The sequence below is a fragment of the Bacillus chungangensis genome (assembly GCF_030812995.1).
In the GTDB taxonomy this organism is placed as follows: Bacteria; Bacillota; Bacilli; order Bacillales; family Bacillaceae_C; genus Bacillus_CF; species Bacillus_CF chungangensis.
Window position 1 is genome coordinate 41,934 of the sequence record NZ_JAUSTT010000015.1, and the last position, 14,005, is coordinate 55,938.

The window sequence follows — 14,005 nt, forward strand, 5'->3', positions numbered from 1 at the left end:
GTATGACAACATCTAATATCCGAACTTTACATCCAGACGAAGTAATTGATCCTAAAGATTTAACAATAGGAAAACGCATTCGCTGTCATTATCAAGCAAAATCAAATGAGGTTGGAGTGTTCAGTGGTTTAGGTGAAGGGACAAGTGATTTTATTCCTCCTGAAAGTTCAGCCGAACCTAGTGGAGATTTTTATTTTATTTGTGTAGATAGAGACCACCTTGGCAGGTGGAAGTTAATTGCTGATAGGAATATCCAGCATAGTATTAGTTGGGATACGTTGAATAGTGAAGGGATTGCTTCAGGGAGTGGATTAACATTAGATTATCTTGCAGAGAATTATATCCTACAAGATGGGAAATTATTAAACTATGATATTAAAGAAAACGTATCCTATCTTTCTAGCATAGTTTTTAATAACGAATTATATGTATTTACTAGCGAAGCTACTGACGGAGGACTCAATAAAAGATTATTAAGGGTCAAGAAGTTTAATGGTACCAAATGGGTAGACGCTAGCGATGGAGAAAGTTTGAATTTTGATCCTAATGGCAATCCCGGACAGTGTTTTCCTGTTGTATTTAATGGTGAACTTTGTGTTTTCTGGAGTGAATGGTCAAATAGATCCATTCTACGTGCAAAGAAATTAGTGAAAAATAAATGGATTAATTTAGGTTCTCCGTTAAATTATGATCCCACTATGCATTCAGAAATTAAGTCTGTTTGTGTTTATAACAACATTCTTTATATTTTTTTCAGAGAAAACAAGCGACTCCGTTTTAAAAAATATGATGGAATTTATTGGCACCAAGATGATGGCGTAAGGCTTAATTCCTTTGAAGCAAATGCGTTTGTAGACTCTATTGTCTTTAACGATGAGTTATATCTCTTTTGGAACGAAAGGAATAACAATCAAACTTCTATAACTAGAGGGAAGAAATTAAGTGGAGGTAGTTGGAAAACAGCTGATTTCTCATCTCCTCTTAATTTAGATACTGAAAAACATACATTTAGACCTAAATTAGTAGTATATAAAAATGAGTTGTATGTTTTCTTTATTGACGAGTTTATGGAGGGTTCACAATCACTTGTTTGTAAAAAGCTTTCAGGTAATCAATGGAAGCTACTTTCTGATAGTCTAAACTACAATTCAAACAGAAATAGCATTCAAGAAATTAAAACGTATGTGTATAATGATAGACTTTATGTATTCTGGAGAGAGCGTTCTGATAAAGAAAATGAAGGGTATGTAATAAGAGGTAAAATTTTAAATGGTGAATCATTTGTTCCGATAAATAGTAGAGACATTCACTCTTTAAAAGGAGCACGGCCATTTGATTTAGTAGAATTCAATGGCGTGATGCACATACAATTAACCTCCAATGATAATCTAGATGGGAAATATTTACTAAAAGACTTTAGCATAGATTATACGATGGACAAAAGTTTTACCGTTACATCACGACTATTAACTGGCGGCATCTCAACTGGAAATAAAGATAATGAATGGGATAAATATATTGTTAATTCTGATTTAAACGGGACAATAGAAGCAGGAGATAATAATGTTTGGAATTGGAAAAATGTTTTTTCTTGGACTTCAACCTCAGATCATAATGGACTCCGAGTAATCAGGGGACGTACTAGCGTAGAAAGTCGCGCATCTAGTAATTCAAGTATAGTGGCTTCAAGAGCGTTTCGTCCCGTTCTATTAATCGAACCTAAAAATAAAAATAAATCCTTCATCCTATACGAGGGTGAAGCCTACTATTACAATAGCGGCTGGGTAAATTTAGGCGCTATCCCAGATGATACTGAAGCAAAGAAACAACTATTTGAACAGTATGGTATGGAGCATGATATTACTGGCCGGCAGTTGAAGGAGTTAAAGGAAATGCTGTTGGGATAATAAGGTGTCATGAAAATTGCAGCATTGATAGGGAACAAAAAAATTTTATTTTCCAAATGACTCTGGATGAAAACAATTATATAGTTTTACTCTTCTAATGAGAGGTGAAATTGAATGGTAGAATTAAAACCAATCCCACACACCACTATCCCTCGCTCTGAGTTTGATAAATATCCAATTTGGAGTGAAATGAGAAGGTGTGTTGTGCGTGATAATATTACAGTGAATTATTATCTTCATCCTAATGACTCTACTAAAAAAGAAGATGGTACACCAGCAAATTTGATTGGCTCTGATGGACAAGTGATGGTAGAGATAAAAAAGTTTTGGTGGAAGTGGGAAGTTGGAACGATTAAAGGAAAAAGGACGTTTAGATGGTGGATTTCAGACAGACCAAAAGACGGATTTACAGTGCATCCAGCTTTCTATAGAGATAGGGATGGCGATGGTATAGCTGAGGAAGTAGATGAAAGATACTACGGTGCTTACTTAGGTTTTTCTAGTGGTGGTAAGCTAATGAGTAGGACTAGTGTTATCCCTACTGGCCAAAAGACTATTAGCACCTTTAGAACTGAGGCACAGAAAAGAGGTAAAGGTTGGGGGTTAGTCGATTATCATTTACTTCATGCTGTGCAATTGCTTTACCTGTTAGAATACGGACACTTCGACTCTAAAACGAAAATTGGACGTGGCTACGTGGAAGGAAATTCAGAAGTCGTAGATACAGGTAAAACAAATCGGTATGGCAATAAATCTTTCGGAGAGACGACAGGCAAGCATCAATTGTCATATCGTGGGATAGAGGATTTTTGGGGAAATTGTTACTATTGGATTGATGGTATTGTCAGTGATTCGAATCGAAATGTGTTAATAGGCAACGTTAATTTTAATAATAACGGTACTGGATATAAGAAATATGTCATGGAACTTTCCAATAATGTAAATAGCTTTATTGGGGATATTCATGATAATCAAGAGCTTGGATTTCTAATTAAAGAGGGGGGAGGTTCAGCAACGACTAAGTTATATAATTATGTTTATTTGTATTCTTCAAGCGTTGCTGTTTTCGGTGGTCATCGGGCAAGTCGCTCGAATACTGGGGTTTTCAGTCTTCACCTGCTTCATTCCACTTCAAATACGAGATTGGAACTCGGCGCCCGCCTTGCTTGTTAATCAATATTAGATTACATTATAGAATTTATAGAGGTGATAAAATGCCTACCATTGGTTTTGAATGGAATCAGCAGGATGATATTGTCGGACACTTACAATCCGTTCAGTATAAATCCTTCATTCTATACGAGAACGAAGCCTATTATTACAATAACGTCTGGGTAAACCTAGGCGCTATCCCAGATGATGCCGAAGCAAAAAAACAGTTGTTTGAACAGTATGGGATGGAGCATGATATTACTGGCCAGCAGTTGAAGGAATTTAAGAAAATGCTTTTGACTAATAACGGAGAGTAGCAGCACCTTTGAAGAGGTGTATTTTTTATGGGTAAAAATGAGAAAATGTCTGGAAATGTTAAGCGAGCTACTTATTCACATGCGTGTTGCCAATAAACAATATTTCTTGAGATTGTTCAGTTTTATTTAAATACAGCTAAGTAATGAAAAGAAGGGAGTGGGGAAGTTATCCAATTGCGTCGATTTATAAGTTGAACGGGCAAGTTATCTTATCCGAGGAAATAAACAGCTACAGAATAAAAAGCAGGTGGAGAAAAACACTTCATTTTTCTCCACACCCATATCTTACTTCGTCAAACTCCTCAAAATCGCTCGTAATTGAGCCGCATGATTTTCAAGAGAACGCACCGATTTAAAAATATCCTGAATGGCGTTTAATTGTGTATCGATAATCGCGGTGATGTCATTGGAGCTTGCCGCAACTTGCTTTGATGAGGCGCTCATGTCTGCTAATACAGCGACGACTTCTTCTGAGTTTGCCGAGAGGGCATCTGCTGCTAATGAGACTTCTAATATTTCGTTTTCAACTCGGCTTGTAGATTGGGCGATATGATTAAAAATGGCGTCGGTTGTTTGGACAATGTCCATTCCTTCTTTTACGTTTTTTTCAAGCTGTGTCATCGTTTCTATAGATAGGGTAATGTTTTGATCGACATCTTTTACAAGGTCGGCGATTTCAGAAGCGGATTGTTCAGACTGCTCGGCCAGTTTTTTCACTTCTGAGGCGACAATGGCAAAGCCTTTTCCGTGTTCGCCTGCTCTAGCAGCTTCTATCGCTGCATTTAACGCTAATAGAGATGTTTGTTCAGAGATGCCGCTAATGATTTGAACAATTTCAACGATTTTGTGAGAGTGAATGCCTAGGTGTTGGACAGAACTAGAGGTGTGTTGTACGGTTTGGCTAATAGCGTCCATTTGCCTTATCACTTGTTGAGAGGCGTGCTTTCCTTTTTCTGCTTGGGAGGACGTGTCTTTTGATAAATCAGCGACTGTTTTCGCGTTTCCGGCAATTTTTTGGATGGCTGTTGCTGTTTCCTCCATCGCTTGTACACTTTCAGTAGCCCCGCGATATTGCGTCGTGACAGATGTTGAGACATGATTCATCGTGTCTGAAACTTGTTGAAAAATATCATTGCTTTCCGATGCAACCGTTGCCAAATTGGAAGATTGCAGCATCACATCTCTAGTCGTTTCGTTCGCTTTATCCAACAGTTCTGACCATGTCTTGCTCATATGATTTACCGCTTTTGCAATTGGCTTTAGTTCTCCTACCGTTTCCTCGTCAAGCGTGTTTGATAAATTGCCGTTTGCCATTTCGTTCATGTTAGCGATGATTTTTTTCATTGGCTGGACGAAGCGCCGAAAATTCAATGATGAAATAACAATTCCCATTAAAGCTGCACAAATAGTGGAAAAAATAATGGTGTGGATTGCTCCATAATGAATGGTAAAGAAAACCGCTCCCCAGCTAATCAATGCTCCACCTGGAGCAGCAAGTGCGATGGTACGAAAAATATACCTAAATAAAGACAATGATTGCCCCATTTCCTCTTCTCCTTTTCTAGTATTTTCGACATTTCCGCCATAAATGAATGGTTGTTCATTCATTTTATCATAACGTTTAGAATTTTTAAATAAAATCTTGTTTTCGATTAGAACAGTCGCTACATGCTCCGATATGCTCCGATTAGCTATATAGCTGTTTACATGTTCAATAGATTGTCATTTTTGCCGTTTTGATGCTTGATACATCTGACATGATTACGAAGTGAAGAAGCGATACAATGCAATTTTTAATAGGTTCTAATAGGTTGTTAAATTTGTTGATAAATAGGTGATTTTTTCTTTTCTTTCACTTTTATCCAATATTTTTTAAAAATAATAGGTTGTAATTGGTTGTAATATGTTTTAAGATAATTAAAAATAATAGCAAGATAGTATTGGGGGATATAGAGTTGGAAGCAGAGACATTGGTGCAAGTTTGTAGAGGAGACATGGTTGAAAGTATTCACAAAGGACATATTGCGATTGTCAATGCGGAAGGAGAGCTGCTTTATTCTAAAGGCGATGTGCAAAAAAAGGTCTATGCACGCTCTTCTATGAAGCCGATTCAAGCGATTCCACTTGTCGAAACAGGTGCTGCTGATTATTTTCATTTCAATGAAGCGGATTTGTCGTTAGCATGTGCTTCTCATAGCGGAGAGGATCAGCATACGAATCGTGTCGTCTCTATATTAGAACGAGCAGGTCTTCAGACAACAGACTTACAATGCGGCGTACATAATCCACGCTGGGAAGACGCTTATAAAGCGTTAATTCGTGCAGGCAAGCCTGTCACAGCGTTGTACAACAATTGTTCGGGGAAGCATAGCGGCATGTTGGCAACGGCTGCTTATATGAAAGAATCAATAGCAGATTACTATCAGCTTCATCACCCAGTTCAGCAAAGAATTCTAGAAGTAATTAGTGATGTAGCGGAAATTCCAAAAAGTGAGATTGAAATTGGCATTGATGGTTGTGGCGTTCCTGTCCATGGGATACCACTTGAAAAGGTTGCTTATTGCTATGCAAAATTAGCCAATCCTAGCAGAATGTCTGAAAAGAGAGCAGCAGCAGCAAAGCGAATTACACAGGCGATGATGGCAGCTCCTGAAATGGTTGGCGGTACGGATCGATTTTGTACTGATTATATGAGAGTCGCTGCTGGAAAAGCCATTGGCAAAGCTGGAGCGGAAGCTGTCTACTGCATAGGTGATCTAGAAACAGGAATTGGCATTGCCATCAAAATTGATGATGGCGGGGGGAGAGCGACATATCCGGTTGCAGTTGAAGTGCTGAAACAGCTAGGCATGCTCAATGAGGAGCAGCTTGAACAATTAAAAACATATCATTATCCACAACTTAAAAATGCTCGCCAAGAAATAATTGGGCAATTAAAACCTAGTTTTCAATTAGATCATGCGTAAAAGCATCTTCTATAAAGAGAGCGAAAGCATCACATGCTGTTCGTACTTGTAAGAAACACAAAATTCTTAAAGAGGGTGTTCGAAAACTTTCTGAACTTTCCTTTGTACGCTAATTTCAGATTTTTTGAACATAACTTAGAGGGGGAAATGTCATTGAAAAAGCTTTGGATGTCGATTATAGCACTTATCATTATTGCTAGTCTTGGTTTAGCAGGCTGTTCAGGTGGAGATTCAAAAGGGAAGAAAGAAACATCGAAGCCAGCTAAAAAAACAGGAAAAGATATCGTGATTGCGGTCCAAGATAATTTCGTCAGCCTGGATCCGCATGATACAAATGATACACTCTCTTATTCGGCGCAAAAAACAATGATGGAAGGTTTAGTCGGTTTTGATGAAGAGATGAAGGTCGTGCCTGTATTGGCAGAAAGTTATGAAGCAAATGATGAGGCGACAGAGTTTACTTTTAAACTGAAAGAAAACATTACTTTCCATGATGGTACACCGTTTAATGCTGAAGCAGTAAAGGCGAATATTGATCGGCTGTCTAATCCTGATAATGGATTAAAACGCTACAGTCTTTTTGCATTAGTAAAGGAAACGCAAGTTGTTGATGAGCATACAGTGAAGTTCATTTTATCAGAGCCTTTTGGTGCAATGGTTAATAACTTTGCACACCCGGCGGCGATGATGCATAGTCCGAAATCTCTTGAGGAAAATGGCAAAGATGTTGCACGTCATCCGGTTGGAACTGGGCCATTCGTCTTTTCAGAATGGAATCCCGGAGAGAAATTAACCGTTGTAAAAAACGATGCATATTGGAAAGAAGATTTGCCTAAAGTCGATTCTATTTCTTTCAAACCTGTTTCCGAAAATGGCTCGCGTGTTGCGATGCTTCAAACAGGTGAAGCGGACTTTATTTATCCTGTTCCTACAGAACAAGCAGATCAAATTGATGGCAAAAACGGGATAAAAGTGGAAAGCAATCCATCTATCATCGTGAGATATTTGGCAATGAACACGATGAAAGAACCATTTAACGATGTAAGAGTAAGAAAAGCGATTAACCATGCGATTGATAAAGAAGCTTTCATTCAAGTCGTTATGAACGGCTACGGTGATCCGATGGATTCAATCATTGCGCCAAACACCCAGTTCTATTCCAAACAAAAGATTTATGACTTCGATCTTGAAAAAGCGAAGCAGCTAATGAAAGAAGCTGGCTATGAAAATGGCTTTAAAACAAAAGTTTGGGGCGGAAATAGCTCTTCTACTGTTAAAGCAATGGAATTTTTACAACAGCAATTAGCACAAATAGATATCAAATTAGAAGTTGTTCCGATGGAATCTGGAACAATGGCAGATAAAGTTTGGTCTGTTCAAAATCCAGAAGACGCAGAAGTGGAACTATATTATGCTGGCTGGTCGCCATCAACAGGAGATGCTGACTGGGGATTCCGTCCATTGTTAGGCGGCAAAGAGAATTTTCCGCCAAATTCATTTAACGTTTCTTACTATGATGATGAAAAAGCAACATCTTTAATCCAAGCGGCAATCGAAACAGCTGCACCTGAAAAAAGAGAAGCTGCATATAAAGAAGCACAGGAAATTTTGTGGAACGATGCACCATGGGCCTTCTTATCTGTAGATAATACGATGGCCGGCAAAAAAGAATATTTAGATGGCATCTATTTGTTGCCTGATGGTTCTTTAAGTGTCGAAAACATTGAAATAAAGTAAAACTTGCATGAGTAGGGGGGCTTCATCCCCCGCTCATGGGAATTGGAAAAAAGGCTAAAGCCGCAGGCGTCCTCGAAAAAGTAAACTACTTTTTCTTGCGATGTTGATTCAAGAAGCCCTGTTGGCCCGAACCATCCAACATAGAAGGAAGAGGAGATAAGAAGTTCCCTTCCCACTTCTCACTTCTCATTACTCACCTTTAGAGTAGTTAGATGTGGGATAAAGTGAAAATGAAGTGCTGCTTTGAAGCTGTGCTAAACGACTGGCATAGCCAGCGTAAGAGCGGGGTTCTCGAAAAGCAGGAAAATCATGATAGAGCGCTATGACGATAGCGCTCTTTCTGACAAAATGGGGGGATAGCTATTGCTACGTTACTTTTTTCGCAGAATACTCGGAATTATTCCGATTCTCTTTTTGGTCTCCATCCTGATCTTTTTATTTGTCCATATGATACCAGGCGATCCGGCACGTCTTGTAGCTGGCGAAGATGCGACAATAGAAGACGTTGAGATTGTAAGAAAAGAACTTGGTCTCGATAAACCGATGCATGAGCAATATGTACATTATATGAAAAACCTTTTACAAGGTGATTTAGGCACATCCTTAAAAACGAAACGACCTGTAATGGAAGAATTAGGAATGCGTTTTATGCCGACCTTTTGGTTAACAGTTTGGAGCATGGTGTGGGCAGTCATTGTTGGACTTATCATTGGGGTTGTTTCCGCGACAAAACGCAACAAATGGCAAGATTATGTAGGAATGTTTGGAGCCGTTTCCGGTATTTCTTTGCCTTCCTTCTGGCTTGGATTGATGTTGATTCAATTATTTGCAGTTACGCTTGGCTGGTTTCCAACCGGAGGCCTCGATTCTTGGAAAAGTTACATTCTTCCATCTATCACATTAGGGTCTGGTGTAGCGGCAGTTATTGCTAGATTTGCCCGCTCGTCATTAATGGATGTATTGAATGAGGATTATATTAGGACAGGACGTTCAAAAGGACTTGCAGAGAACAAAGTTGTTTGGGGACATGCATTGCGAAATGCGCTGATTCCAGTCGTAACGATGACTGGTCTGCAATTTGGTTTTCTGTTAGGCGGTTCTGTTGTGATTGAAACGGTTTTTAGTTGGCCGGGCCTCGGTAAACTATTGATTGATTCTGTTGCTTATCGGGACTATCCAATTATTCAAGCAGAAATGCTTCTGTTTGCTTTGGAATTTATTTTAATCAATTTAATTGTTGATTTACTTTACGGTGTCTTAAATCCTCAAATACGCTACGAGTAGGGAGGTCGAAGTGATGACAGAAATACAAATGAACAAAGATGAAACACTTGTATTAAGCGAAAAACCAGAGAAGAATAAAACACCTCTTTCAGAGTTTTGGCGTAAATTTAAAAAGCAAAAGCTTGCCTTGGCATCTTTTTTCTTTATTTTGCTCTTAATCGTTTTAGCTATTATTGGACCTTACATTGTTCCTTATCATTCATCAGAGCCTGATTATAGCAATGTGCTTTCTGGGCCTAGTCTTGCCCATTGGGCTGGAACAGATGCATATGGCCGCGATATCTTTAGCCGCATTATTGAAGGAACGCGGATTTCTTTATTTGTCGGTCTTGTCTCCGTCTTCATTGGAGCTTCTATCGGCACGATCCTCGGCGTCATCAGCGGCTACTATGGCAAATGGATTGATAGTTTGATTATGAGAATGTGCGATGTATTATTCGCCTTTCCTGGTATTCTTCTTGCTATTGGGATTATTGCTATTTTGGGGCCAGGTCTCGGCAACGTCATTATTGCGGTGTCGATTTTCAGTGTTCCAATCTTTGCGAGAATTGTCCGAAGCACGACGTTGACAGTGAAATCTACGCTTTATGTGGAAGCAACGCGTTCGATTGGAGCAAAACATAGAAGGATTATATGGAAGCATATTTTTCCAGGAACAGTTTCTAGTATTATCGTTTATTTCACGATGCGTATTGGCACAGCGATTTTAACAGCGGCCAGCTTGAGTTTTTTAGGTTTAGGTGCTCAGCCGCCATCACCAGAATGGGGTGCGATGCTAAGCGGCGGCAGAGATTATTTGAATACAGCCCCACATGTAACGCTTTTCCCTGGGCTTGCGATTTTTGTGACAGTGTTAGCATTTAATTTGCTGGGGGACGGTTTAAGAGATGCACTCGATCCAAAAATGAAAGATTGATAACTTCAGAAAGGGGTGCTTTTATGAGTAGCAATCTATTAGAAGTGAACGACTTGAAAACATATTTTTATAGTGACTCAGGTGTCGTAAAGGCCGTTGATGGAGTAACTCTTTCTGTAAAAAAAGGCGAGACATTGGGTGTAGTTGGAGAATCAGGTTGTGGGAAAAGTGTTACTTCTTTATCGATTATGAGATTATTGAAAGATACTCCTGGTAAAATTGTCGGGGGCGACATTTTATTTGAGGGAAGTAATCTCGTGCAACTAAGTGAAAAGGAAATGCGCAAAATCAGAGGCAATGATATTGCAATGATCTTTCAGGAGCCGATGACATCGTTAAATCCTGTTTACCGAATCGGAAAGCAATTGGAAGAAGCGATTCGTTTGCATCTTCGCTATGATAAAAAGGAAGCGAGAGACCATGCAATTCACATGTTAAGTTTAGTAGGGATTCCGCGTCCAGATGAGATTGTGGATGAATTTCCCCACCAATTATCAGGCGGGATGAGACAGCGTGTCATGATTGCGATGGCAATGGCTTGCAATCCGAAGCTATTAATTGCCGATGAACCAACGACAGCACTTGATGTCACCATTCAGGCACAAATATTAGATTTAATGCGCAATTTGCGAGATACTGGAGAAACAGCGATCTTGCTTATTACCCACGACCTTGGTGTAGTGGCCGAAATGTGTGACCGTGTCGTTGTCATGTACGCTGGAAAAGCTGTAGAGGAGACGGATGTGTTCACGCTTTTTGAGAATCCGAAGCATCCTTATACTAAAGGGCTGTTAGGATCGACTCCGAAGCTAGGCCAAAGAGTATCACGCTTAACATCGATCCCTGGCAATGTTCCAATCCCAAGTAAAATGCCAAAGGGATGTAGGTTTGCCCCTAGGTGTTCAGCAGCGAAAGATATTTGTTGGACGAAAGAGCCAGAGCTGAAGCATTTGAATGATCAGCATACTTGTAGATGTTGGCTGTATGAGGAGGAAGAAGCGCATGAACCAACCGTTGCTGGAAGTTAAGCAGTTAAAAAAATATTTCCCTATTAAAAAGAAATTATTTAGTAAAGAGCAGCAATATGTGAAAGCAGTGGACGGTGTTTCTTTTCATATTGATAAAGGGGAAACGTTCGGTCTTGTCGGCGAAAGCGGCTGTGGCAAGTCAACAACAGGAAGGATGTTGATGAGGCTGATGGAGCCAACGGAGGGACAAATTTTTTTTCAAGGACAAGAAACAACCCATCTTCGCGAAGATGAAATTAGACCGCTGCGAAAGCAATTCCAAATGGTCTTTCAAGATCCATATGCGTCGCTAAATCCGCGGATGAAAGTGAAAGATATTGTCGGAGAGCCTTTGATTGTCCATGAAATGGCGCAACATAAAAGGCTCGAAAGAATTCATGAGTTATTAGAGATCGTCGGACTTGATCCTTATCATGCTGAGCGATTTCCTCATGAATTTAGCGGCGGGCAGCGGCAAAGAATAGGCATTGCGAGAGCACTTGCTGTCAATCCTCAGCTTATTATTGCCGATGAGCCTGTATCAGCACTCGATGTCTCTATTCAGTCGCAAATTTTAAATTTATTGAAGGATTTGCAAAAAAAGTTCGGCTTGACCTATTTATTTATCGCCCATGATTTAAGTGTTGTTGAGCACATCTCAGATCGGGTCGGGGTGATGTATCTTGGCAGAATGGTAGAATTAGCTGGCCGTGATGCGCTCTATGCTGAACCGATGCATCCGTATACAAAAGCGTTAATTTCTGCTGTTCCGATTCCCGATCCAAGAGTGAAAAGAGAGAGAATCTTGTTGAAGGGTGATATTCCGAGCCCAGCTAATCCTCCGAGCGGCTGCACCTTTCATACACGGTGTCCATATGCAACAGACATATGCAAGCAAACTGCGCCTGTGTTCAGAGAGGTGAAAGAACAGCATTTTGTTGCTTGCCATCTAGTCGAAACGGAGTAAGGTGAGAGTAGAGGTGAGACGTGAATTTTGAAGAAAAAGGTTCATATTATTTCTATCCAGGAAGAATATTTAACAATTATTTCAAAACAAGTGAAAGAAGTAATGGGGGACTTGATTATCGTCTCCCCTTTAACGATGAAAGACTTAGAGATGGATCTCATTAAACCTGGGGAAATTGTCATTTTATCAAATGAAATGATTAAAGGCATCGCATCTCATTTTATCCCAGCGTCCTGCCCATCGATTGTTGCGAAGCGTGATATTAACTTTGCCAATACGAAAGCGCTTATGGATATGCCGCCGGGACAAAAGATTTTGGTGATTAACGATACGAGGACGAACGCTGAAGAAACCGTACAATCGCTGCGGTCTACTTTTTTTGAACACAAATATGATATTTATGATTTAGTCCATCCGATTCCAGAAGATGTTGATTGCATTATTACACCTGGCGAAAGTCATTTAGTGCCGCAATACTTTAAAAAAGTAATTGATATTGGCCCGCGCCTTTTGGATATTGATACGTTTATTCAGCTTGCCGAGTTTATTCACTGTGAAGTGGACCATAATAGTTTGTTTAAACGGTTTATGAAATCGCAAGTATCATTGTCTCAGATTTCCTACAATCTGACGACAAAAAGAACGATTCAAGTGAAGACAATTAATGAAAATGCGGAATATAGTTTTTCTAAGATGGTCGCCGAGAGCAAAGCGATGAAACAAGTCATTCAGTTGGCAAAAAATTTTGCCCATACTCAGCATGTCATCCATTTGCAAGGAGAAATCGGCACTGGAAAAAGAATGTTGGCACATGCCATTCATCGTGAAGCAAACCAAAGTGGTGCGCCGTTTATGAGCCTGAATTGTTCTGTTTTGCCGCCTCTTCAACTAGAAACAGAATTATTCGGAGAAGAAAATGAGGACATCATTACAATCGGATTAATCGAGCAAGCACAGCATGGTACAATCTATTTGGAAGAGATTGAAGAAATGCCTCATTCTGTCCAGAAACGGCTTAGCCAATGGATTGAGAAGCAAAACATTGCAAAAGAGAATGGATCTGAAAGAAACCAGTTCATGCTTATTACAAGCGGCTTGCAGCCATTAGAGCATCTGGTGGATAAAGGACTGCTGCTTCGTTCATTTTTCTATCAGCTTGCCTCATTCTCTATTCGTCTGCCATCATTGAAAGAGAGACAAGAGGATTTCGAGCCGCTCATCGAAGCGATCAAAAAACGTTTGCATAGAAACCATCTAACCATTTTACCTAACGCATTGCAAGTGTTAAAAAACTATCGTTGGACTGGAAATGTAAAAGAGCTTTATAATGCGATTACGTATTTATCGTGTTTAAATAAAAATGTCATAGATTTGGATGCTTTGCCTCCATATATGCGAATTCCAGCACCAGATAAAAATAATCAACTCCTGTCGGAACAAGAAGCGGAGGATATTATTGCAAAAATCGAGGAACATGGGTTTTTAGTAGAAAGCATCAAAATCCTAGAAGCTTTTAAAAAAGGAAAAAAAGAACGCATGTCATTTGGAAGAATGACATTGAAAAAAATTTTAGATAAACAGGGGATTATGTTATCAGAACAGCAGCTTCGGATTCGGATGGAAGTCCTGCAAACACTTGGACTTTTACACGTTCGCCAAGGAAGGGCTGGTACAACGATCACACAATTAGGAGAAGTATTTTTGGATCATTATATGTCAGTTGTATAACTATTCTTTCTTAAAAAAATCGTA

At 39.5% G+C, this 14,005-nt stretch carries 11 protein-coding genes and 1 pseudogene; 10 read left to right on the forward strand and 2 right to left on the reverse strand.

Features of this window, described 5'->3' with window-relative positions; genetic code table 11:
- The first annotated feature begins 2 nt into the window (after positions 1 to 2).
- The 3 genes from J2S08_RS12930 to J2S08_RS12940 all read left to right on the forward strand — a co-directional run bounded on the left by J2S08_RS12930 (position 3) and on the right by J2S08_RS12940 (position 3,376).
- Positions 3 to 1,907, forward strand: coding sequence for a hypothetical protein (locus J2S08_RS12930; protein WP_307230135.1), 1,905 nt, complete (start codon positions 3 to 5; stop codon positions 1,905 to 1,907).
- Positions 1,908 to 2,021: 114 nt separating this feature from the next.
- Positions 2,022 to 3,080 carry a hypothetical protein gene (locus J2S08_RS12935; protein ID WP_307230138.1) on the forward strand — a complete coding sequence of 353 codons (1,059 nt, stop codon included), beginning with the start codon at positions 2,022 to 2,024 and terminating at the stop codon, positions 3,078 to 3,080.
- Positions 3,081 to 3,121: 41 nt separating this feature from the next.
- Complete coding sequence (locus J2S08_RS12940) at positions 3,122 to 3,376, forward strand: hypothetical protein (RefSeq protein WP_307230140.1); 255 nt, start codon at positions 3,122 to 3,124, stop codon at positions 3,374 to 3,376.
- A gap of 285 nt (positions 3,377 to 3,661) precedes the next feature.
- On the opposite strand, the gene J2S08_RS12945 is transcribed toward J2S08_RS12940, so the two are convergent.
- On the reverse strand, positions 3,662 to 4,609 hold the full coding sequence (locus J2S08_RS12945; RefSeq protein ID WP_442320908.1) for a methyl-accepting chemotaxis protein: 948 nt from the start codon (positions 4,607 to 4,609) through the stop codon (positions 3,662 to 3,664).
- 6 nt (positions 4,610 to 4,615) lie between these two features.
- Positions 4,616 to 4,984, reverse strand: a pseudogene (locus tag J2S08_RS22760) (hypothetical protein); the annotation flags it as partial.
- Between the two features lie 347 nt (positions 4,985 to 5,331).
- Between J2S08_RS22760 and J2S08_RS12950 the strand changes: the two are divergent.
- The 7 genes from J2S08_RS12950 (at position 5,332) to J2S08_RS12980 (ending at position 13,981) form a co-directional block, all read left to right on the forward strand.
- On the forward strand, positions 5,332 to 6,342 hold the full coding sequence (locus J2S08_RS12950) for an asparaginase (protein ID WP_307230144.1): 1,011 nt from the start codon (positions 5,332 to 5,334) through the stop codon (positions 6,340 to 6,342).
- 147 nt (positions 6,343 to 6,489) lie between these two features.
- Positions 6,490 to 8,079, forward strand: a complete 1,590-nt coding sequence (locus J2S08_RS12955) for a glutathione ABC transporter substrate-binding protein (protein ID WP_307230146.1) — start codon at positions 6,490 to 6,492, stop codon at positions 8,077 to 8,079.
- A 363-nt stretch (positions 8,080 to 8,442) separates the two neighbouring features.
- On the forward strand, positions 8,443 to 9,363 hold the full coding sequence (gene gsiC, locus J2S08_RS12960; protein ID WP_307230148.1) for a glutathione ABC transporter permease GsiC: 921 nt from the start codon (positions 8,443 to 8,445) through the stop codon (positions 9,361 to 9,363).
- Between the two features lie 28 nt (positions 9,364 to 9,391).
- On the forward strand, positions 9,392 to 10,279 hold the full coding sequence (locus J2S08_RS12965) for an ABC transporter permease subunit (protein WP_370875687.1): 888 nt from the start codon (positions 9,392 to 9,394) through the stop codon (positions 10,277 to 10,279).
- A gap of 23 nt (positions 10,280 to 10,302) precedes the next feature.
- Complete coding sequence (locus J2S08_RS12970; RefSeq protein WP_307230152.1) at positions 10,303 to 11,307, forward strand: ABC transporter ATP-binding protein; 1,005 nt, start codon at positions 10,303 to 10,305, stop codon at positions 11,305 to 11,307.
- Positions 11,282 to 12,253, forward strand: a complete 972-nt coding sequence (locus tag J2S08_RS12975) for an ABC transporter ATP-binding protein (RefSeq protein ID WP_307230154.1) — start codon at positions 11,282 to 11,284, stop codon at positions 12,251 to 12,253. Before J2S08_RS12970 ends, J2S08_RS12975 begins: the two co-directional genes overlap by 26 nt.
- 27 nt (positions 12,254 to 12,280) lie before the next feature.
- Positions 12,281 to 13,981: a sigma 54-interacting transcriptional regulator gene (locus J2S08_RS12980; RefSeq protein ID WP_307230156.1), complete on the forward strand. Its 1,701-nt coding sequence runs from the start codon at positions 12,281 to 12,283 to the stop codon at positions 13,979 to 13,981.
- The last annotated feature ends 24 nt before the right edge of the window (positions 13,982 to 14,005 follow it).